General features: G+C 35.9%; 16 protein-coding genes. 2 read left to right on the plus strand and 14 right to left on the minus strand.

Features of this window, described 5'->3' with window-relative positions:
- Positions 1 to 17 precede the first annotated feature (17 nt).
- From IE051_RS16925 to IE051_RS16970, 10 genes are all read right to left on the minus strand, one after another.
- The gene (locus tag IE051_RS16925) at positions 18 to 683 is read right to left on the minus strand and encodes a response regulator transcription factor (RefSeq protein ID WP_189362601.1); all 666 of its coding nucleotides are present in this window, start codon (positions 681 to 683) and stop codon (positions 18 to 20) included.
- 371 nt (positions 684 to 1,054) lie between these two features.
- Positions 1,055 to 2,890 (minus strand): sensor histidine kinase, encoded by a 1,836-nt coding sequence (locus IE051_RS16930; RefSeq protein ID WP_189362602.1) that lies wholly within the window; start codon positions 2,888 to 2,890, stop codon positions 1,055 to 1,057.
- A gap of 7 nt (positions 2,891 to 2,897) precedes the next feature.
- A complete protein-coding gene (locus tag IE051_RS16935) occupies positions 2,898 to 3,482 on the minus strand; it encodes a DUF4202 domain-containing protein (protein WP_189362603.1) in 585 nt (194 codons plus the stop codon).
- A 200-nt stretch (positions 3,483 to 3,682) separates the two neighbouring features.
- Complete coding sequence (gene nirD, locus IE051_RS16940; protein ID WP_189362604.1) at positions 3,683 to 4,060, minus strand: nitrite reductase small subunit NirD; 378 nt, start codon at positions 4,058 to 4,060, stop codon at positions 3,683 to 3,685.
- 27 nt (positions 4,061 to 4,087) lie between these two features.
- On the minus strand, positions 4,088 to 6,604 hold the full coding sequence (gene nirB, locus IE051_RS16945) for a nitrite reductase large subunit NirB (RefSeq protein ID WP_189362605.1): 2,517 nt from the start codon (positions 6,602 to 6,604) through the stop codon (positions 4,088 to 4,090).
- A 158-nt stretch (positions 6,605 to 6,762) separates the two neighbouring features.
- Positions 6,763 to 9,057, minus strand: a complete 2,295-nt coding sequence (locus IE051_RS16950) for an FdhF/YdeP family oxidoreductase (RefSeq protein WP_189362606.1) — start codon at positions 9,055 to 9,057, stop codon at positions 6,763 to 6,765.
- Between the two features lie 69 nt (positions 9,058 to 9,126).
- On the minus strand, positions 9,127 to 9,765 hold the full coding sequence (locus tag IE051_RS16955; RefSeq protein ID WP_189362607.1) for a nucleotidyltransferase family protein: 639 nt from the start codon (positions 9,763 to 9,765) through the stop codon (positions 9,127 to 9,129).
- Positions 9,766 to 10,788, minus strand: coding sequence for an XdhC family protein (locus tag IE051_RS16960; protein ID WP_189362608.1), 1,023 nt, complete (start codon positions 10,786 to 10,788; stop codon positions 9,766 to 9,768).
- 64 nt (positions 10,789 to 10,852) lie between these two features.
- Positions 10,853 to 13,072, minus strand: coding sequence for a xanthine dehydrogenase family protein molybdopterin-binding subunit (locus IE051_RS16965; protein ID WP_189362609.1), 2,220 nt, complete (start codon positions 13,070 to 13,072; stop codon positions 10,853 to 10,855).
- A gap of 21 nt (positions 13,073 to 13,093) precedes the next feature.
- Entirely contained in the window at positions 13,094 to 13,555 is a 462-nt protein-coding gene (locus tag IE051_RS16970) for a (2Fe-2S)-binding protein (protein ID WP_189362610.1), read from the minus strand.
- A gap of 131 nt (positions 13,556 to 13,686) precedes the next feature.
- On the opposite strand from IE051_RS16970, the gene IE051_RS16975 reads away from it, so the two are divergent.
- Entirely contained in the window at positions 13,687 to 15,156 is a 1,470-nt protein-coding gene (locus IE051_RS16975; RefSeq protein ID WP_189362611.1) for an SLC13 family permease, read from the plus strand.
- Here the strand turns inward: IE051_RS16975 and IE051_RS16980 are convergent.
- From IE051_RS16980 to tilS, 3 genes are read right to left on the minus strand one after another with little or no spacing between them, the layout of a single operon-like run.
- The gene (locus tag IE051_RS16980; protein ID WP_189362612.1) at positions 15,153 to 16,112 is read right to left on the minus strand and encodes a YheT family hydrolase; all 960 of its coding nucleotides are present in this window, start codon (positions 16,110 to 16,112) and stop codon (positions 15,153 to 15,155) included. The genes IE051_RS16975 and IE051_RS16980 overlap by 4 nt on opposite strands.
- 34 nt (positions 16,113 to 16,146) lie before the next feature.
- Positions 16,147 to 17,769: an adenine deaminase gene (ade, locus tag IE051_RS16985; protein WP_189362613.1), complete on the minus strand. Its 1,623-nt coding sequence runs from the start codon at positions 17,767 to 17,769 to the stop codon at positions 16,147 to 16,149.
- A gap of 50 nt (positions 17,770 to 17,819) precedes the next feature.
- A complete protein-coding gene (gene tilS, locus IE051_RS16990; RefSeq protein WP_189362614.1) occupies positions 17,820 to 19,136 on the minus strand; it encodes a tRNA lysidine(34) synthetase TilS in 1,317 nt (438 codons plus the stop codon).
- 124 nt (positions 19,137 to 19,260) lie between these two features.
- Between tilS and IE051_RS16995 the strand changes: the two genes are divergently transcribed.
- Positions 19,261 to 19,953: a hypothetical protein gene (locus IE051_RS16995; protein WP_189362615.1), complete on the plus strand. Its 693-nt coding sequence runs from the start codon at positions 19,261 to 19,263 to the stop codon at positions 19,951 to 19,953.
- Here IE051_RS16995 and pabB read toward each other — a convergent pair.
- Positions 19,950 to 21,242, minus strand: a complete 1,293-nt coding sequence (gene pabB, locus IE051_RS17000; protein WP_189362616.1) for an aminodeoxychorismate synthase component I — start codon at positions 21,240 to 21,242, stop codon at positions 19,950 to 19,952. The genes IE051_RS16995 and pabB overlap by 4 nt on opposite strands.
- Between the last annotated feature and the right edge of the window lie 33 nt (positions 21,243 to 21,275).

Below are 21,275 nucleotides of genomic sequence, written 5' to 3' on the forward strand. Positions count from 1 at the left end.
ATGCTTAACATGGAAAACTAAACCAACCCAAACGCCTTAGCCTTATTACTCAACTCCATTAAGTTTTTAACTTCTAATTTTTTCATAAGGTTAAAACGATGCACTTCGGCTGTTCGTTTACTAATTTTAAGTTCTTCTGCGATATCCTTATTATTCTTGAGTTGTAATACCAAGTTAAGTATTTGCTTTTCTCGCTTGGTTAATTTAAACGGATCCTCCTTAGTTTCCAATATGGGCTTAGAAGTCTTCTTTATATTACCATTCACAAAATTATTCATAATTATAGCAGATACATCACCCGTAAAGTACTTGCCACCAGAAGCCACTTTGGTAACTGCTTTTAGGAATTCCTCTTTACTTGCTCCTTTTAATAAATAACCATCTGCACCAGCTTGAATGGCTTGTAACACATATTCCTCTGAATCATGCATGGACAAAACCAATGTTTTTACTTCAATTCCTGATTTTGTAATTGCTCTAACCGCCTCAATCCCATTCATTTCAGGCATCCTAATATCAATAATTAATACATGTGGTTTATTTCGTGCTATGACCTCTAGAGCTTCTTTCCCATTTGAGGCCTCATCAATAACTAGGATTCCCGACTGGTCTTCCAATAAAGCCTTAATACCATCTCGTACTAAAACATGATCATCAGCAAGTACAACGTTTATTATATCCATAAATATCTAATTACAAGTACAAAAGTAATAAAATTAAGTAATACTACGTATTTTTTATATGCAGGGCAGTCGTTTGAATCTCAATATTCATCTTTTCATCAACTTGTACAACAAAATTATTATTAGCCACTGACTTTATTGCCTTGAGAATTCTATTAATTTAGACCTTAACAACCTAAATGCCTCCCTATTTAACAGAATATAAGGTTCACTAACAATATCTTACAAACGCTGTTTGCTTTTTCACTGCTTCAAGATGTACCATTGTTTAAAGAAAAAACTGCCGTTCAGCAAATTGACATCCATATGCTTAGAATTCCAGCTAGGTAATAGCCTATAAATTTCTCAAAAGCTGGTTTCTAATGACATGATTAGTTCTCCTTCCGTAATGAACTGGTTAAGGGTATATTCAATGTAACTCGAGTCCCTCTACCCTTGCTTGATGTTAAAAACAAACGTCCGTCTATATATTTAATACGCTCTTGCATAAATGTCATTCCCATTCCACCATCACCTGTTTTAACACGCTTTATAGTCTTAGGGTCAAACCCTTTTCCATTATCATCAATCACCAAACTCAAAATGTTTTGACTATGAGATAGTGAAACCAAAATATGCGTAGATTCGGCATACTTAATGGCATTATTTATAGCCTCCTGTGTGATGCGATAAATATTGATTTCTGCCAATGAATCTAGGCGTTGCGTGAAATCTGTCTTATTAAAAAACACAATTTCCTTCCCGGTTAAACGCGCCAGTTCCTGAGTTAGTTTTGTAATAGCAGGGACAATACCATGGTCTGTTAACTCCGGGGGGGTTAGATTAAAGGTAGCCGTCCTAACGCCTTTTATAATGTTAGAGGTTAACTCTTTTAAATGTTCAATTTTAGCGGTAGCCTTTTTAATGTCTGTAGCATCAATACTCTCTAAATTATACTTTAATCCTGTAAGCATTTGACCAATACCGTCATGAACATCTTTAGCAATACGGTTCTGTTCCTTCTCTTGATTTTCAATAATTTTACTAGAAATGACTTTTTGCTGACTCATCTTTTCCTCAAAACTTTTATTGGTCAGTCTATCAATTTCTATTTGAGCAATTTTGCGCTCAGTAATTTCTGAGGCAATAATTAACAGTTCGGATTTATCATCATTGGGACTATAAGGTATAATGGCCATTTCCAACCATACAGATTCATCTTCCTTTGTGCTCGCTTTTACTTCACCTTGCCAGCCCGTCTTTTTATTTTTGTTTATTAAATCTTCAATAACCGCACGTTCATTTTCTTCAAAAGACAAGATCTCCCAAAAAAGGGCATTCATATTAAATTTAGAAAACTTAAATAAGCGGCTAAACTTATTTCCCATATGAATCACACTGCCATTTGGTAAAATGCGAGCAAACAAAAGCGTATCATCCATAGCACGGCTTAAGGCACGCAGCTCTTTCATAGATTTTTCTTTTGCTGCACTAAGTTCATCGGCATCAAAAGCCATTTTTTTGGCTCGCTTTTCCGCTCTGAGCAAATCAGCTAAAATGGATTTAACCGACTTTGCCGCTGGCCAAAAAATAAACAAAAATTCGCCAAGCAATATGAACAACGTAAGTAAAGTAAGCCATAACTCTAACTTGCGTAACCAATCTACTTTTTCATCTGCTTCTAAATCATACTGATTTACAATAGCATCCATCATGTTTAAAAAATCACCTTCATGAGCCTTTACCTGCTCTATTTCTGAAGTATAAATTTTAAGGGCAGCATTGGGATTAGTTTCTATCTTATTAATTATGGTATTGGCAGCAACACTGATAGTGTCAAAAACGGGGTTTAAAAGATTAAACTTTTCAATGACTTCCTTACTGTTTTTTTTAGGCAAGCCTAAACTGTCATTTCCATTTTGAAGGGCTTCGTGCGAAACTGTCCATAACTGTAAGGTAGACTTTATGTTGTCCTTAAGATCTATTTTTTTTGAAATCGCAGTTTCTGAAGATAACGAAACAATATCTTTAGTTAATTTCTGACTCAACATCCGCTGCCGCCCCGCAATATTAATTACTGTAGAGTCACTTTCCTGACGTCTTAAATGTGTACGAATTAGAATCTGACTAATCACTACAGACAAGGCAATGGTACTCAGGGCAATAATATATAAACGGCGTAATTTATCAAACGTACTTTGGTCTAATGAATTACTATGCTGCGACATATCGGACTTATGAAATAGCTTGTTTTACTAAGGCTAAGCTTTTTTCTGAAAAAGCAATTTGTAAAGCTGCCTCATGGCCCTTTTCAGACATCTTAACCCAAGTTTTCTTTAAAATATCAATGATCTTTTCATCGGAATGCTTTTCGGCAAACTCATCAAAATAATAATCCAAAAACACTAAACAGATGGTGTCTTCAAAGGTTTGGGATTCTTCGTTTTTCTTAATAAGTTTCTTAAGAATAATAGCCTTTACCCGATCTGCAAACTGATCATCAAAGCCTACCTCTTTTAAAATGTCTACCGTTAAATTGGCATGCATTTTCTTTAAAGTTTCTCGCCACTTTAAATAGCCCACACGATCCATTGGATATTCATCTCGAGCAATTTTCCAACGGCAAATATGCTGTGCTCTAGCTGCTATTTGCAAAGCTTTAGAAGCATTTGGTTCAAACTGTAATAATTTACGAGTCATTCGTTGAGAGTACAGTAACTCTTTTGGGTAATCCATACCTGCTACTTGATAGGTATTTACATCTTCTGAATTAGCTTTATCAATCAAAGCTATGGCCGCTTCAAATCTGGTGGGTTTCATATATTCTTGTAAATTTAAACGCTAAAAAGCCAATATACAGAATTACTACTTCAATTGTAATGCGATTTTTAGAATTTTAAAACTATGCGCTAAAATTTAGTCTCATTTTAAATTAATGCCCTGGTAAAGCTGACCATTGTTTTTTCCATTACAAACGAACTTAACTTTTAATAACTGATAGTGCTCCATCAATAATCCAACTATTCCTCAAAACCAATGTATACATAACCTGCTTCTACTTTTACAGGATATACGGCTATGGCATCTAAGTCAGAATTTAAGTTTTCTCCCGTCTCTAACGAGAATGTTTTTTTGTGTAAAGGACAGGCCACTTTTGGAATCCCTTTATCATCACCTATCATACCTCTACTAAGCACCATTTCCATTTTATGCGGACAAAGATTTTGACAGGCATACCATTTACCTAATCTTTCAAAGTTAAAAACAGCGATTTGCTTTTCTTTATATTTTACACAAGCACCGCCATCTTTGGGAAAATCATTAACTGATGCTGCTTTAAACCAAACGTTAACGTTTTCAACTTCGGTAGCTTTATATTTATCTAGAATTGTTTCCATATTGATTTTAAATTTTAGTACTGTTAATTACACCCAAGGTTCTGGCATTTTTTGATCTCTCATTGGCACAAAGACTAAGTTTTCATCTTCGTCTTCACTATTTATAAAATGATTGAAACGTTTCATCATTTCCGGATTGTTAACCGCTTGAGTCCACTCACATTCAAACTTGTTTACTAGTGTTTGCATTTCCTTTTCAAGATCTTCTGCAATCCCTAATTTATCTTCAATAATAACTTCTTTCAAATAATCTAGACCACCTTCTAATCGTTCTTGCCATGCAGCAGTACGTTGTAATGGCTTGGCAGTACGCATGTAAAACATGAGGTATCTATCAAGATATTTTATGACTGTTTCATTATCAATTTGCTCAGCGAACAACTCGGCGTGACGTGGATTTGCACCTCCATTTCCACCTACATATAAATTCCATCCGCCTTCAACAGCTATTAATCCGAAATCTTTTCCTCTAGCCTCTGCACATTCACGAATACATCCCGAAACGCCACCTTTAATTTTATGCGGTGCACGAATACCACGATAACGGTTTTCTAATTCGATACCAAAACTAACGCTTTCATCCATACCGTATCGACACCATGTTGATCCCACACAGGTTTTAACCGTTCTTAAAGACTTGCCATAAGCATGTCCGCTTTCAAAGCCATGACTTATTAATTCTTTCCAAATTAGAGGCAATTGGTTAAGCGTGGCACCAAATAAATCAATACGAACACCACCAGTAATTTTAGTATATAAATCGTACTTTTTAGCTATTTCTCCAAGCGCTATTAACTTATCTGGAGTAATCTCCCCCCCTGGCACTCTTGGTACTACAGAGTAAGTTCCATTACGTTGAATATTAGCAAGGAATCTATCATTAGAATCTTGGATGGCATATTCTTCATTTGCTGTATCGGCATGAATACTTGCCATTAATGAAGCGATTAGCGGTTTACATAATTCACAGCCATGTCCACCATTTCCGTGATTATCCAATACTTCATTAAACTTCTTATACCCTTTAACCTGAATTATTTTATATAAATCTTGTCTGTTTAAATCAAAGTGTTCACAAACAGAATCCTTAACCTCAATACCTAAAGACTTAAGTGTTGCATTGGTTAAATCTGCTACCATAGGTTTACAACCCCCACAGCCAGTACCTGCTTTAGTACAACTCACTACACCTGCTAAATCTGTTGCTTCTCCATTTTCAATAACACCACAAATTTGTCCTTTAGTCACACTTTCACAAGAACATATTTGAGCTTCATCAGGTAAATCCATTACATCACCTAGTACAGCCCCACCTTCACTAGCAGGCAAAATTAATTGTGAAGGATCTTCTGGAATGGCCATAGCGTTTAAGTATACCTGATGTAGCATACTGTAATCGGATGCATCTCCAACTAGAATACCTCCTAATAATGTTTTACCATCAAGACTAACATTAATTCGTTTATATAAATGTTGTGTTTTATTTTCAAATATAATTGAATGCCCTTTTGAAGCAGGCATGAAAGGCTCTCCAAAACTTGCTACATCCACACCAATTAATTTTAATTTAGTTGACATATCAATATCAGCAGGCATTACAGCCTCAGTATTACCAATGATTTGCTCAACAGCCACCGCAGCCATATCATACCCAGGAGCTACTAATCCATATATCATTTGATTATAAAGTGCTATCTCACCAATGGCGTAGATATTTTCGTCTGAGGTTTTCATGGTATTATCAACTACAATACCTCCACGAACTCCAACTTCCAGACCACAAGCACGACCTAGTTCATCTCTTGGACGAATACCAGCTGACACGATTAGCATATCAACATCCAAAAAATCATCCTCGCCAAACTCCATCCCCGTGATGGCTCCATCACCTAAAACTTGATTCGTAGCCTTACTTAAATGGATGTTTAGACCTATCGATTCTAATTTCAATTTTAAAACTTGAGAACTTCTAGAATCCAATTGTCTTGGCATTAACTTGGGTGCAAACTCCACTATATGTGGTTCTAACCCCATATCCATTACGGCTTTACCTGCTTCTAAACCTAATAACCCACCACCAAGAACAGCAGCTCTTGCGTCAGGTTTTTCAGCCTTTAGTTTAGCAGCATAAGCCAACATACCTTCTAAATCTTCAATGGTTCTATATACAAATACGCCCTCTTTTTCAACACCTTTAATTGGCGGAACAAAAGGAGAAGAACCTGTAGCTAACACTAAATAGTCATATGAAAAATCACGGTCTCTTGCCGTCGTAATGGTTTTTGAAGTTCTATTGATGTCTGCAACGCGCTCCCCAGTAATTAAATCAATATTATTGTCGGCATACCATTCTGCGGTTGCCATCTCTAAAGCCTTTGCGTTTTGGCTTTCAAAAAACTCACTTAAATGCACTCTGTCATAAGCTGGTCTTGGTTCTTCACCAAAAACCGTTATTTTAAAGTCCTTACTCTCAGCCTTTTCAACAAATTTTTCACAAAATTTGTATCCAACCATTCCATTTCCAACTACAATAATATGTTGCATAAATTACGTATTTGAAAACAAAACTAAGTATTTTTACTTATTTTTATTCAATTAAAAGAAAGTATTTTACGTAAAAAGATGATTATTATCAAATTGATAAATTGGATTAAGAATAATTGATTATTACTAAAATAAGGGGTTTAGATTTTACTGAAAACTTAAATATTCTCAATAGTGATTATAACGCTCTTTGACGCGGGAGTCTTTGCTGTATGCGCAAAACTATCTAAAGGTACTAGCACATTGGTTTCAGGAAAATAGGTGGCACAACAGTTTTTGGGTATATCAAAACCAACCACTTTAAATTTATTGGCTCTACGGATTACACCTTTAAATTCAGATTTAAGATTAACGACATCATAGTCTTTTAAATTACGTAGTTTCATATCTTCCCTATTCATAAAAATGATTCGTCTTTCATTAAAAACACCTCTATATCGGTCATCTAAGCCATAAATAGTGGTATTAAATTGATCATGACTACGGATGGTCATCATAATTAATTCATCGCCTTTTAATTGCCATTCCGGTAGTTTATTGATTGAAAAATTAGCACGTCCCGTTTTGGTTTTAAACGCCCTATTACGTGCCCCATTAGGCAAATAAAAACCAGATGGATTCTTAATCTTCTTATTGTAATCCTTAAACCCATCAACAACCTCTGCAATATCATTTCGGACTAAATCATAATCATCTTGATACGCCAACCAATTAATTTTTGATCGTCCCCTTAATGTGGCATTTGCAATACCACAAACCACGGCCACTTCACTTATTAAGTCATTTGAACAGGGTTCTAAAACCCCTTTTGTAGAAGATACCACACCCATAGAATTTTCTACACTTTGGGTTTGTACTCCGGTTTTTTGATAGTCCTTCTCCGCACGTCCTAAACATGGAAAAATGAGAGCCTCTTTACCCGTAACAAGGTGAGAACGATTCAATTTAGTACTTACATGGACCGTAAGATTACAATTAGCCATAGCTTGCGAAGCATATGCAGTATCCGGAACAGCGGAAATAAAATTCCCACCCATACCAAAAAACACTTTTACCTTATTCTCATACATCGCCTTAATAGCTTCTATTACCGAATACCCATGTTTTACTGTTGGCTTAAACCCGTATTTCGCTTCAATTTTATCTAAAAACGCTTGTGGCGCAGCTTCCCAAATACCAACAGTTCTATCGCCCTGAACATTGGAATGCCCGCGAACAGGACACGTTCCTGCCCCTTCTTTACCTATACTGCCTTTCAATAATAGTAAATTAACCAACTCTCGAATATTATCCACTGCATTTTCGTGCTGGGTTAAGCCCATGGCCCAACAAATAATGATATTATCATTATTCAGAATTAATTCAAATGCCTTATCAAATACATCTTTTGATACCCCAGAGGCTTTTAAACACGCTTCAAAATTATAGGTTTTTATATCTGAAATAAAATCATCATAACCATTGGTGTACGTTTCAATAAAAGCCTTATCAAAAACATTACCCTGCTCCTCTTCTTTAGCCAAAAGTTTTAATAATATGGCTTTGAAAAAAGCGACGTCACCATTTATAGTGACAGGCACAAAAACATCGGAAAGCTTGGTTCCTCCAGTAAGCATTTTAATTGGATTTTGTGGATCCGTAAATTTCATTAAACCCGCCTCTGGCAATGGATTAATTGCAATTATTTTACCGCCATTCTTTTTAGTTTTCTCTAAAGCAGATAACATCCTGGGATGATTAGTTGCTGGATTTTGCCCAACAACCATGACCAAATCTGCTTTGTATAAGTCCTTTAAAGTAACAGAGCCTTTGCCAATACCTAAGGTTTCAGAAAGCGCACTTCCACTGGCCTCATGGCACATATTAGAACAATCTGGTAAATTCGCAGTACCAAACTCTCGCACAAATAATTGGTATAAAAAAGCAGCTTCGTTTGTGGTTCTTCCAGAGGTATAAAATACCGCCTCATCTGGATGATCTAAAGCATTTAAATGCGCAGCCACCTTTTCAAAAGCCTTTTCCCAAGAAATAGGTTCGTAATTTGCACTACCCTCAGCTAAAAACATTGGTTCAGCTAGTCGACCCGATTTACCGATTTCAAAATCAGACCATTCCGATAAATCATCGATCGTGTGTTTTGCGAAAAAGTCTCGGGTAATTAATTTGTTTTGCATTTCTTCGGCCATGGCTTTTAAACCATTTTCACAATACTCACCTAATACAGAGCGCTCATCATCTGGATCCGGCCATGCACAACCTGGACAATCAAAACCACCTTTTTGATTTAAATTAGTAGATATTTTAAAAATATTATTTGGCTTAATATATTTAAAAGCATGGGAAGTTGCCGCAACTATTCCCCCCAATCCAGCCGAATTTGTTGGAGGTGTTTTTATTTTCAAATTATCGAGAGTTTCAGGTGTCAACCCTTTGTCTATAGGTGATTTGCTCATTCACCAAATATAGCAAATACTTAACTAAATTGAAGGAAAACATTAGCTTCACAAAAAACATAAAATCAATTAAATGTTGTCCGTAGAAGAATTAGCAGCTCTCAATTGTTTTAAAACTCGCCTATAATCTTCTTTAGTATCGATGTCGATATTCTCGAAACCCGGGTTTAGCAGAATCAATTTTTCCTTTTGTTTTATTAACACGTCTTTAGCACCATTATCTCCATTTAAAAGCGCTAATTCAGAAAAGTAGCTACTATCAAATAATGCTGGCACCCCCATTTTATTGTTATCATATGAGGTCCCTATAATCATAGCCTCTCCATTTTTGAATCGGGCAAGCATGTTTTCTATATAAATTGGGGTTACAAAAGGTTGGTCGGCTAGAACAAATAAAACGCCTTCCATATTTTGTTTTGATTCTAAAATATGACTTACCGCACAGGCAATAGAACTACCCAGCCCCATATGCCAATTTGAATTAACAATGGCGGAGATGGAATCATCCTGAATACTATGGGCTACTGTTTCGCTATGTGCACCTAGAACGACAACAATGTCGGCTACTTTAACTTCTTTTATCGTTTTTATAGCATGCCTAAGTAATGTTGATCCTCCCCAATCCAAGAGCTGTTTAGGCTTTCCCATTCGGCTAGAAGCGCCTGCCGCTAAAATAACTACTGCAATATTAGAGCTATGCTTAGTCACTTATTGTATGGAATGAATACTTCCCTTCTTTTCATTGAGAGACATGGGGTGGCGTTTTCTTGTAAAAGCTAATATTTCTGACACAATGGAAACAGCAATTTCTTGGGGCGTTTCAGAACCTATATTAAGTCCGGCTGGGCCATGTACTTTTTCTAGGAACCTATTGGAAATGTCTGGACAGTATTCTATAAATTGTGATAATAAATCCTCCCTTCTTTTACTAGGCCCTAGTAATCCTATGTAGCTAGGTGTTGTATCCTTCAGAGCGACCAAATAACGCAAATCATATGCAAAATTATGGGTCATTAACACCACAGCTGTATGTTCATCTATTTGTGACACATCAGCACTTTCCGGAGTTAAAGCATAGAAACTTTGAGTACCTGGAAAATCAGTAATAGACTTGTGTTCCTGAAGGCCTGCCATTATGGTTACTACCCACCCTGTGAGTGCCGCATATTGACATAGTTGAACAGCATCGTGCTCAGCACCAACAATAACTAACTTAAAACAAGGTGGCATCTCTTGTTCAAAGGATAATAATCCCATGACACGTTCCACCTTATTATCTTTATTCAAAGGATACAAGTCACCACTTATTTCAACATAAGAGCCATAATCAATATTTGTCTTGTTATTCTTTTCAAAATAAGACTTGACCTGAAAAATTTCTCGTTTTTTAATACAATTAGAAAATTCAGAAACTAAAAGTTCATTCGGGTTAAAAAGCTCTATTAATATATATAACACACCTTCACAACCTAAACGGTACCGACCATCATAGGTCATTACCTTTGATTGACCCGTTTTAAAAACAGACTTAGAATGCAGCAATATCTCTTTTTCAACACAGCCTCCGCTTACGGCTCCAATCATTTTGCCATTTTCAAGAATAAGCATTCTTACTCCAGGTCTGCGGTAAGAAGAACCATCTAAAGCAACAACTGAGGCCAAAACAGACTTAAGGCCTGTCGCATTTGCCTTTACCCCTTCTTCTACAATGTTTTTAAACTCGTGTGTCATATGCTAAAACTACCAAAAAAGCCTTTTAAAGAAAGGCTTCTTTTTATCATAAATCAATATTATTTTATCCTAATACCTTTTCTGAAACATTCATATTATTCATATAAGGTTGCTTTCTCAATCGCTTTCCTGTTGCTTTATAAATGGCGTTTGCAACGGCAGCTCCTACGGGAGGTAAAGTGGGTTCTCCCAAACCAGTAGGATCAATATTACTTTCTATAAAATGCACATCTACCTTTGGGGTTTGCCCGATTCTGATGAGTTGAAACGTATTAAAATTATTAGACTGCGGGACACCATTATTAAAACCAAAATCAGAATACATAGCATGCCCTATGCCGTCTAAAACACCACCCTTTATTTGATTCATGGCACCAAGGGGATTTACTACTATACCACAATCTACAGCACAAGTGACCTTTACAACATTAGGCACACCATTTTCCATAGTGATATCCGCAACTTCGGCAACGTGGGTATTATGACAATAATAAACAGATAATCCCTGATAAACACCTGGCTTGGTATTTCCCCAATTGGATTTTTCAACAACTAATTTTAAAACGCCCTGTAAGCGTTCGGGGCTATATTCTATGTTCGGTTCTGGATTGTTCTTAGCTTTCTCAAGCAGGTCCATATGCAACCTCACACGATCTATTTTTAAAACCTCAGCAAGTTCATCAAAGAAACTTTGTTCTGCACTTGCCAAGAAATTGGTATAAGGGGCTCTCCAAGCTCCAGTTGTTATATTACTTTTATAGTTTGCAGAATCAACCTGATAATTTTCAATGGCTGCAGCCGGAAAAAAATTAGGTATTAGTCCATACATATTACCATTAATACATGCTTCTTTCAAATGATACCCCGTTAGTTTACCATCCTTAATGGAAGCTGCTATTTTATATTTGGTAGCAGGCCTGTAAACACCTGTAGTCATGTCATGCGCTCTTGAAGAAACCATTTTTATAGGTTTTTTAACCGCATTAGAAATCTCCGCAGCTTCATACACAAAGTCCCCATAAAGTCGGCGTCCAAAACCACCACCCATTCTAGTCATCTCAACATGAACATCCTCAATATCACGTTCTAGAAGTTCAGAAACAACTTTCTGAGCAGATGCCGGTGTTTGAATAGGGCCTACCAAATGTACTTTTTCCGGTGTTACATTGGCATAGAAATTCATGGGCTCTAAACAGTTATGCGGTAAAAATGGTGCTTCATAAACACGTTCTAAAACAGCATCTGCTTCAGCAAAAGCTTTATTTATATCACCATCTGAACGTCTTGTTTTTAAACTATCACCATCCAAGAGGTCAAATAAAACTTTATCGTGATCTTCTGTACTTTCTAGTTCTGATTCTATTTTCCAATGGGCCTTAATAGCCTTTAACCCCTTCATGGCATCCCAAGTGGTTTTTCCAATAACTACCACTTTATCAGAAGAACTCATTTGCATAGACCAATTCTTTTTACCACTATCATTATAGGCTCTTAATTTTTCACCTATGGTTATTACGTCCACCACCCCGGGTAAAATTCGGGCACCAGAATCATCAAAAGATTCCAAAACCTGACCAAAAGCAGGCGGCCTTAAAACTGCAGCATACAACATGCCTTCTGCCTTATAATCTAAACCATAAAGTGGTTTACCTGTTATAATTTTATCAATATCAACATTGCCTTTTCCTTGACCTATAATTTTAAAATCTTTAGGGTCTTTTAACGTAACATCCTCTGGAACCTCAAGAACAGCAGCTTCTAATACCACATCGCCATAACCTAAAGTTTCACCTTTACTATTCGATATGACGCCCTCTTTAACAGTACATTCCGATGCTTCTACCTGCCATCTTGCAGCAGCTGCATTGACCAACATTTGTTTAGCCGTAGCCCCCGTTTGGCGCAACGCTTCCCAACCATGGCGGATAGACTGACTCCCTCCAGCCATTTGTCTTGTATAATTTTTAGTATCTAAAGGGGCTTGAACTACATGAACATCACCCCAAGCTACCTCTAGCTCTTCGGCGATAATCATGGGCATGGATGTTTTCACGCCTTGACCAATTTCTGGATTAGGCGAAAAAATGGTTACTTTTCCTTCTTCGGAAATTTTTATAAAGGCATTAAAGTCATTGTAGTTTAATTGACTTAAATCTATAGGAAGTTCTACTTCTGATTTACAGGCGTTAAATAAGTTAAACCCTATTATCATTCCACCACTAGCCAATGCAGATGACTTTAAGAAGGCTCTTCTACTGAATGTTGTTGTTTTTGAAGGTCTCATTAGTTTTATTTTACAGGTTGATTAACTTAAATTCTTAGACGCCACCTTAACAGCTTCTTCTATACTATTATAAGAAGCGCACCTGCAAATATTTCCGTGCATGGCGTTTCTAATCTGAGATTCTGTTGGTTCTGGATTTTTATCCAAAAAAGCGGCAGCAGTCATAATTTGTCCCGCCTGGCAATACCCGCATTGTGGAACATCTATGGCTTTCCATGCCTTTTGAACAGGATGATCTCCATGTTCAGAAAGTCCTTCTATAGTTGTAATATTCATACCTTCCGCTTGAGAAACCTGTACCAAACAGCTCCTCATCGCATTACCGTCTAAATGAATGGTACAAGCGCCACATTGGCCAATACCACATCCATATTTGGTACCTACTAGGTTTAAATGATCTCTTAACACCCACATTAGAGGCGTATCCATATCTGCCTCAACAGTATGGGTTTTGTTATTAATTTTCAAATTGAATGTTGGCATGATTATATTTAGGATAGTTTATTTAATGAATATGGTAAGGAAAGTACAAAAAAATTGAAGTTCAATTCCATAATCTAATTTATTTTAACATTGTTTTAGTAAGTTAGAGGATGAAAATAAACTAACCATTTATGACAAACGCAAAACGCATTGGGATAGTTCTTGGTCCTTTATTATTTATTCTAATACGATTATTTTTTTCATCAGAAGGCTTAACAGAAGAAGCTAATGGCATTCTAGCCACAACAGTATGGATAGCTGTTTGGTGGATAACTGAAGCGATACCTATTGCTGCAACAGCACTACTACCTATAATTCTTTTCCCTTTGACTGGAAGTTTAGATATAGCAAGTACTACGGCGTCCTTTGGTCATAAATTTGTATTTCTATATTTAGGCGGTTTTATAATTGCCATTACTATTGAAAAATGGAATTTACATAAGCGTTTAGCTTTGAATATTATCAACCTTATTGGCTCAGACATTAAAAGAATCATATTAGGATTCATGATAGCGACTGCGTTTTTATCTATGTGGATTTCAAACACAGCAACTTCTGTTATGATGCTTCCTATAGGTGTAGCCATTATATCGCAACTCAAAGATAATCCACTCACAAAAAAGGATGAAAATTTAGTTTTTGGCAAAGCACTGATGCTAGCTATTGCCTACAGTGCTTCCATTGGAGGAATTTCCACTTTAATAGGTACGCCTCCTAATTTAGTCCTTGCGGGAATTGTTTCAGAAACCTATGGCTATGAAATCAGTTTTGCGCAATGGTTTATATTTGGCTTCCCAATATCAATAATTCTACTTTTCATTTGTTGGAAATATTTAACAGCATACGCGTTTTCTTTTAAAAGAACAGAGTTTCCAGGCGGTAAACTAGAAATTAAACGCCTACTAAAAACCTTGGGGAAAATGAGTTATGAAGAGAAAACAGTAGCTATAATATTTGCCGCTACCGCGTTTTGTTGGATAACCCGATCCTTTATTCTTAAGAAACTATTACCTCAAATAGACGACACTATAATCGCAATTGCTTTTGCCTTAGTGCTGTTTTTAATTCCTGCCAAATCGAAACATACGAAACTAATGAGTTGGAAAGACACCAAAGATTTACCCTGGGGTATAATTCTTTTATTTGGAGGCGGCATGGCTTTAGCAAAGGGTTTCGAAACCAGCGGACTCGCCCTTTGGATTGGTAATCAAATGACCACATTAACTGGTTTGAGTACACTCATTTTAATTTTTATAATAATTGCAGCTGTTAATTTTCTAACTGAAATCACCTCAAACTTGGCCACTACAGCTATGCTTTTACCTGTGCTGGCCCCAATGGCTTTAACCATAGATATTCATCCTTTCATTTTAATGGTTGGTGCTGCCGTAGCGGCTTCATGTGCCTTTATGCTTCCTGTGGCAACTCCGCCCAATGCTGTTGTTTTTGGAGCCGGGTATTTGCGTATTCCAGACATGGTAAGTAAAGGAATTATAATGAATATTATTTCAATAATTATACTGACCCTGTTTGTATATTTTATACTTCCAGAATTATGGCATATTGTTATTGAAGGCTTCCCTGAAGAATTAAAAAACTAAGTATTTTGTTTCACGAACTCCAAGGCTCGTTTTTCATTGTAATAAACATTCTTTTTATCAATGAGTCCAGAATGTCCGCCATGAGGTGGCATTTCCAAATATAGTTCAGGATTATTTTTAGCGGCCTTTACAGGATAACATTCTGCAGACAAAAACGAATCATTTAAGGCGTTAATAATCAAGGTAGGTGTTTTAATATATGGCAAGAACTGCAGACTACTACATTTTTCATAATAATCTAAAGCATCCTCAAAACCATGCGCCTTTGCCGTGTATACATTATCAAAATCCCATAATGTCTTAATGGATTGAAATTCATTGTCACTAATAAATTCAGGAAAACGTTTTTGCTTAATCTTTAAACGCTCTAATAAATGTCTTAAAAACCTATCGTGATATAATCTATTTTTAAAAGTAAGTAATTCTTGAGCTGCCCCCAATAAAAAGCATGGCACAGAAACTGCAATAGCAGCCTTAATAGCATCAGGAACTTCTTGTCTTTCTCCCAAATATTTCAAAATCACATTAGCCCCGAGACTAATCCCTTTAAGGTAAATTTCAGAATACCCTTTAACATTAATGGCGTGTTCTATAACGGCTTCCAGATCTTCAGTCCCTCCTGAATGATAACTTCTAAACTTCAAATTATCTTCGCCACTACAACCTCTAAAGTTAACACAAACGGCATCTGTACCATTTTGATTAAATAGTTTGGCTGGTGCAGTCATATAAGGTCGTTGTCCATTACCCTCCAATCCATGAAGTAAAATGATGAGTTTATTAGATTTCTCCTCAGAATAACTCCAATCTAAATCCATAAAATCACCATCTGACAAGGTTATTCTTTCGCGCTTCTGTTCTAAATAAACACGCCTTACCAAACCTGAATAAACCGTTGAAACAAAGCCATTTCTAAAGTAAAAACGAGGTTTATATTTTGAGTCTATTATTGGCATTCCTTAAATTCTATATTTTTAGTTGTTAGATGTTTCATTCCAAATATAAAGATGTAAATTCAAACTTAGTACCATCAAAGAGTCCTTTATCACTTAATTTTAATGCTGGAATCACTAGTAAAGCCATAAAAGACAAGGTCATATATGGTGCCGCTAGCGTGCTTCCTAATTGTTTAGCCATGGCATCTAATTCTTGGTACTGCTTCCCAATACTCTCGCCAGATTTATCACTCATTATACCAGCCAAAGGTAGTGGCATTACTTTCTCCTGTTGTTTTGAAATTGCTGAAATACCGCCTTTATGTTCTATAATTAAATTAATGGCTTTACAAAGTGCCTCATCTGTAGTTCCTACTGCAATAATATTATGTGAATCATGCCCTACTGATGACGCTATAGCCCCTTCTTTTAATCCGAAATTTTTTATAAAAGCAATGGCCGGTTTTTCGTTTTTGTACCGATTTACAACGGCCATCTTTAAAATATCTCTATCGGTATTGGACATTAAATTGCCATTTTCTAAAATAGCTTCATCAATAATCTCATTGGTTACCAATTGACCTTCTAAAGCTTCAATAACTCTTATTTGCTTGGTTGATGATTCCACCCTAAAGGCTGAAACGTCCTTTCTATCACAATTGAAGTTATTCAAAACCTCAAAAGAAACCGGACTTATCAAAGTCGTATTATCGTTAAACACCAGTTGTCCATCTATAAAGGTCTGTAATGTTTTAAAATGAATTAAATCTTCAACAACAATGCAATCCGCTGAATCACCAACCTTTAATAAGCCAACATCCAAATTATAATGCTTCACGGGATTAACACAAGCTGCTTGTAACACCTTAAAGACATCTATACCTTTGGCAATCGCTCTGGAACATAACGTGTTAATATGTCCTTCAATTAAATCATCCGGGTGCTTATCATCGCTACAAAACATCAGACTTTGGTAATGCTCAGGCAACAAATCTATTAAGGCTTCAAAATTCTTTGCAGCACTACCCTCACGCACCAATATTTTCATACCTTTTTCAAGCTTTTCTAAAGCTTCTTCTTTGGTAAAGCACTCATGATCTGTTGATATACCAGCTGCAATATACTTTGTCACGTCCGCTCCTCTTAGTCCTGGTGCATGTCCATCTATAGGCTTATTAAAAGATTTAGCCCAAGCTATTTTTTTCATGACCTCATCATCTTCAAAAAGAACCCCAGGGTAATTCATCATTTCTGCTAAATACTTAATATCAGGATTTTCTAGAAGCGTCTTAATTCCATCTGAATCGATAACTGCCCCTGCCGATTCAAAATTTGTAGCTGGAACGCAGGATGGTGCTCCAAAATTAAATTTGAATGGCACTTGCTTGCCGTTTTCAATCATAAACTCCACACCTTGCACCCCTAAAACATTGGCAATTTCATGGGGGTCAGAAACCGTAGCTACTGTGCCATGCTGCACTGCTATTCGAGCAAATTCAGAAGGTACAAGCATAGAACTTTCAATATGAATATGCGCATCAATAAAACCAGGCAGGATGTAATGACTCACATTATGGTCCTTCTCTACTATGGAACTTATTCGACCTTTTTCAAAAGTGATTTCTCCTTTGTAAATACGTTTATTTTCTATGTCTACTATTTGTCCTTGAAGTTTCACTTTAATATTTTTTCTATACCCTAGATTCCTATTTTCGTTGGAATTTTAATTTATTTTAGTTCAATTTTCAGAATACGTTTTGTGTGTTCAGTAACTCTAAATCTATTATCCGCTCTTCTATTTAACACCCAAACGATATCGTTTCCTGACAGTAATAACCAGGTATTCTCTTTTTCAAGTAATGAAAGTTTTTCATCTTTGAAATACTTACTAATTTTCTTTTTCCCTGTCATCCCAAGAGGATAAAACACATCGCCTGGGGCATACTTTCTTATGGTCAAGGGAAATTCCAATTTATCATGATCAACAAAAATTAGATTTGAGCTTGTAGCCAGAATTGCGTCAGCTTCATCAAAAAATAACGTACCAAATGAGGTTTGTACTTGCTTTTCATAATTTAAATCTAAGACTGAAAACACCGCATTGGTTTCTAAACTAATTTCACTTAAAAGAAGATGCGCTCTGTTTTTTATTAATCGATGTGTTGGTGAGTACACTTGCTTTCCAGTTTCTGCATCTAAAAGCTTTAAAACATCATTCCACTCTGTAAATCCGTAAGGCTTAAAAACTTCATATAAATAGGCTTTGGGATTATTCACTTTCTTAAATTCCGAAATTTTAAACACTATTTTATCATCATCCATAGTCTCGATAGCACGCTTTAAAACAGCATTTGTACTTTCTTCAACAATATCTGCTGTCGCTTCCAAATGATCTACAGTAGACTTGAAACTTTGCAATAAACTAGGATTTATTTCTTTTAGAATAGGAATAACATCATGCCGCAGTTTATTTCGTAAATATTTCACCGATTTGTTACTACTATCCTCTCTCCATTTTATATGTTGTTCTTTAGCAAAGGTTTCAATATCTGAGCTCGAAAATGGCAATAACGGACGTACAAAAATATCATTCACCATAGGAATACCCGTTAAACCATCTAGTCCTGTACCGCGAGTAAAATTTATTAAAACAGTTTCTAAATTATCATCAGCATGATGCGCAGTTAAGACGTAATCAAAACCTAGTTCTGCTGATAATTCACTAAACCAAGAATAGCGCAATTCTCTCGCAGCCATTTGAATGGAACACTTATTTAATTCAGCATACTCCATGGTATCAAAACCCTGCACGAAGGCTTCTAATTCTAGAGAATCAGCTAACTCCAACACAAAATCCTCATCTGCTTCACTTTCTAAATCCCTTAATTTAAAATTACAGTGCGCCAATGCTACATTTAAATCCAACTGATAACATAAATGTGTTAAAACCACACTATCAATACCGCCAGAAATAGCGATAAGCAACTTGCCTTGTTTTAAAAAGGAGAGGTGATTCTCAATATGGTTTTTGAATTGTTTCAGCATGCCACCAAAGATACAACTTTGGCTATTTAAATGTACAGTTAAGTTTTATTATCAAATGATATATGTCATAAGGAAAAACTATAGATTTCGTATATTTAAAGTATTAATTTTAAAACCGTTTGCTATGTCTTCTCTTGAAAAATTAAACGATAAAACGACTCAAACAGAATTTAATAAAAAAGTAGTTTCTGCAACCCAACATTTGCAGGCCTATGTAAAGCATAGGTTATATATTGCTGAGTCCACCAAGATTATACCAAAAAACATGTATAAATCTAATGATATTATTGATGAAGGTATTGCCAAATTTTACGAACAAGGCTATAATATTGAGGCAGATGCTGCTCATATTAAAATTGCACTTTTTAAAATAGTAGATACGGATTTGGATAACCTCTTCAAAAATGAAGCCTTCCATCAAAAGACACTTAGCACTGATAGTATCTTAATAGATGAACTGGATGGTTTAAATGAAGAATTTACAGTTGATGAAGACTATGACTTGATTATGAACGATGAGTTAAGTGACATCTCTTACCATCAAGACAATGAGGAAAAACATATTTTTGTTTATGATGACAACAATATGTCATTACAGAACACCTTTGAAATCTCAGACATTTCTACAAAGCGAAATAAACACTTGTTAGGGAAATACTACACCTGGCTGCCTCTTAGAGTTTCAGATATTGTAGACTTATTTGTTTTTGGAAAATTATCTTTTGAGGAGATAGCTACTGTCAAGAATATTGAAACCAAACGCGTAGAGCGGGTTTTAGAATTGGCTATTGAAGACTTTAAGGAGCATCTTATTTAATTCTCTAAAACGGTACGCATCGCTTTCGCTTTTACTAAACACTCTTCATATTCTTTAAACGGATCACTCTTAGCCGTAATGGCTCCGCCTACAGAATAGGAAACATATTTTTTAGTTTGATTATAGAGAATACTTCGAATAACCACATTAAAATCAAAATCTCCTGAAGGGGAAAAATAGCCTATTGCCCCTGAGTAAATACCGCGTTTAGACGCTTCTAAGTGCTCAATTATTCGCATTGCTGATATTTTTGGGGCCCCTGTCATACTCCCCATGGGGAAGGTGCTTTTTATAATATCAACCGGATGTGTTTCAGAACTAACTTTTGATGTTACCGTTGAAATCATTTGATGTACCTGATCAAACGTGTATACTTCGCAAAGCTCTTCAACTTGTACACTTCCTTTTAATGCGGTTTTAGACAAATCATTACGCACAAGATCAACAATCATTATATTTTCACTACGCTCTTTGTTGTCATTCTTGAGATTGACTATGTGGCGCTTATCAGCATCAGGGTTTAAATCCCGCTTACCTGTTCCCTTAATGGGTTGAGAAACTATATTATTTCCTATTTTCTTTATATAACGTTCTGGCGACGCACTCAGCGCGTACTTATCGTCCATTTTAAGAAATGCTGCAAATGGTGGTTTTGATATACCATTTAATTTTTGATACGTTTCTAGAGGGTTAATTTGAGTGTCTTCAGCGTAGAACTCTTGACAAATATTAGCTTCATAAATATCTCCTCTATGAATATGCTCTAGCATATTTTCTACTTTTGAAAAGTAATCGTCTTTATGAATCCTTAATTTTATTTTAATGTCATTATGAATGGTGCCTCTTGGGGCTTCACGCACATATTCCACAGCAAACAAATCATCACTAATCTCATCTGAAACGACATTCATGTATTGCATTTCCAATTGATCGCCTTTTATCAAGAATAAACGCTTAGGCTGAAAAAAACATAAGTCTGAAAAACCTAAACCATCATGATTTTGTGAGTTTAATGATTCGACATCATTTTTTAAATCGTAAGACAAATAACCAAACAACCAATCTTTACAATAAGTTTGGTATTCTTTTAACTTCTCAAAGCCTTGATGGAAATCTGTTCTTATACTCGTAAAAGCATCCACCGCCAATACAGCATCATAACTGGTGTATTGCTGGTTATAATTATTGGAATCTAACCAAACCACATCATCAAACTGTTGCGCCCAAGTTAAGAGTTTGGTCTTAAACAATGGAATATCCTGTAATTTATGAAAATGCGTGGTTCTCAATAGAAAATAATAAGGAGCAAAGTTACTTAGAAT

It is taken from the genome of Algibacter mikhailovii (genome assembly GCF_014651495.1).
In the GTDB taxonomy this organism is placed as follows: domain Bacteria; phylum Bacteroidota; class Bacteroidia; order Flavobacteriales; family Flavobacteriaceae; genus Algibacter_E; species Algibacter_E mikhailovii.

Excerpts from the sequence above, each read along its gene's own strand:
- IE051_RS16965 (WP_189362609.1), bottom strand. The coding sequence starts at position 13,072 with ATGAGACCTTCAAAAACAACAACATTCAGTAGAAGAGCCTTCTTAAAG.
- IE051_RS16930 (WP_189362602.1), bottom strand. The coding sequence starts at position 2,890 with ATGTCGCAGCATAGTAATTCATTAGACCAAAGTACGTTTGATAAATTA.
- tilS (WP_189362614.1), bottom strand. The coding sequence starts at position 19,136 with ATGCTGAAACAATTCAAAAACCATATTGAGAATCACCTCTCCTTTTTA.
- IE051_RS16935 (WP_189362603.1), bottom strand. The coding sequence starts at position 3,482 with ATGAAACCCACCAGATTTGAAGCGGCCATAGCTTTGATTGATAAAGCT.
- IE051_RS16925 (WP_189362601.1), bottom strand. The coding sequence starts at position 683 with ATGGATATAATAAACGTTGTACTTGCTGATGATCATGTTTTAGTACGA.
- nirB (WP_189362605.1), bottom strand. The coding sequence starts at position 6,604 with ATGCAACATATTATTGTAGTTGGAAATGGAATGGTTGGATACAAATTT.
- IE051_RS16980 (WP_189362612.1), bottom strand. The coding sequence starts at position 16,112 with ATGCCAATAATAGACTCAAAATATAAACCTCGTTTTTACTTTAGAAAT.
- IE051_RS16975 (WP_189362611.1), top strand. The coding sequence starts at position 13,687 with ATGACAAACGCAAAACGCATTGGGATAGTTCTTGGTCCTTTATTATTT.
- IE051_RS16970 (WP_189362610.1), bottom strand. The coding sequence starts at position 13,555 with ATGCCAACATTCAATTTGAAAATTAATAACAAAACCCATACTGTTGAG.
- nirD (WP_189362604.1), bottom strand. The coding sequence starts at position 4,060 with ATGGAAACAATTCTAGATAAATATAAAGCTACCGAAGTTGAAAACGTT.
- IE051_RS16960 (WP_189362608.1), bottom strand. The coding sequence starts at position 10,788 with ATGACACACGAGTTTAAAAACATTGTAGAAGAAGGGGTAAAGGCAAAT.
- IE051_RS16950 (WP_189362606.1), bottom strand. The coding sequence starts at position 9,057 with ATGAGCAAATCACCTATAGACAAAGGGTTGACACCTGAAACTCTCGAT.
- IE051_RS16995 (WP_189362615.1), top strand. The coding sequence starts at position 19,261 with ATGTCTTCTCTTGAAAAATTAAACGATAAAACGACTCAAACAGAATTT.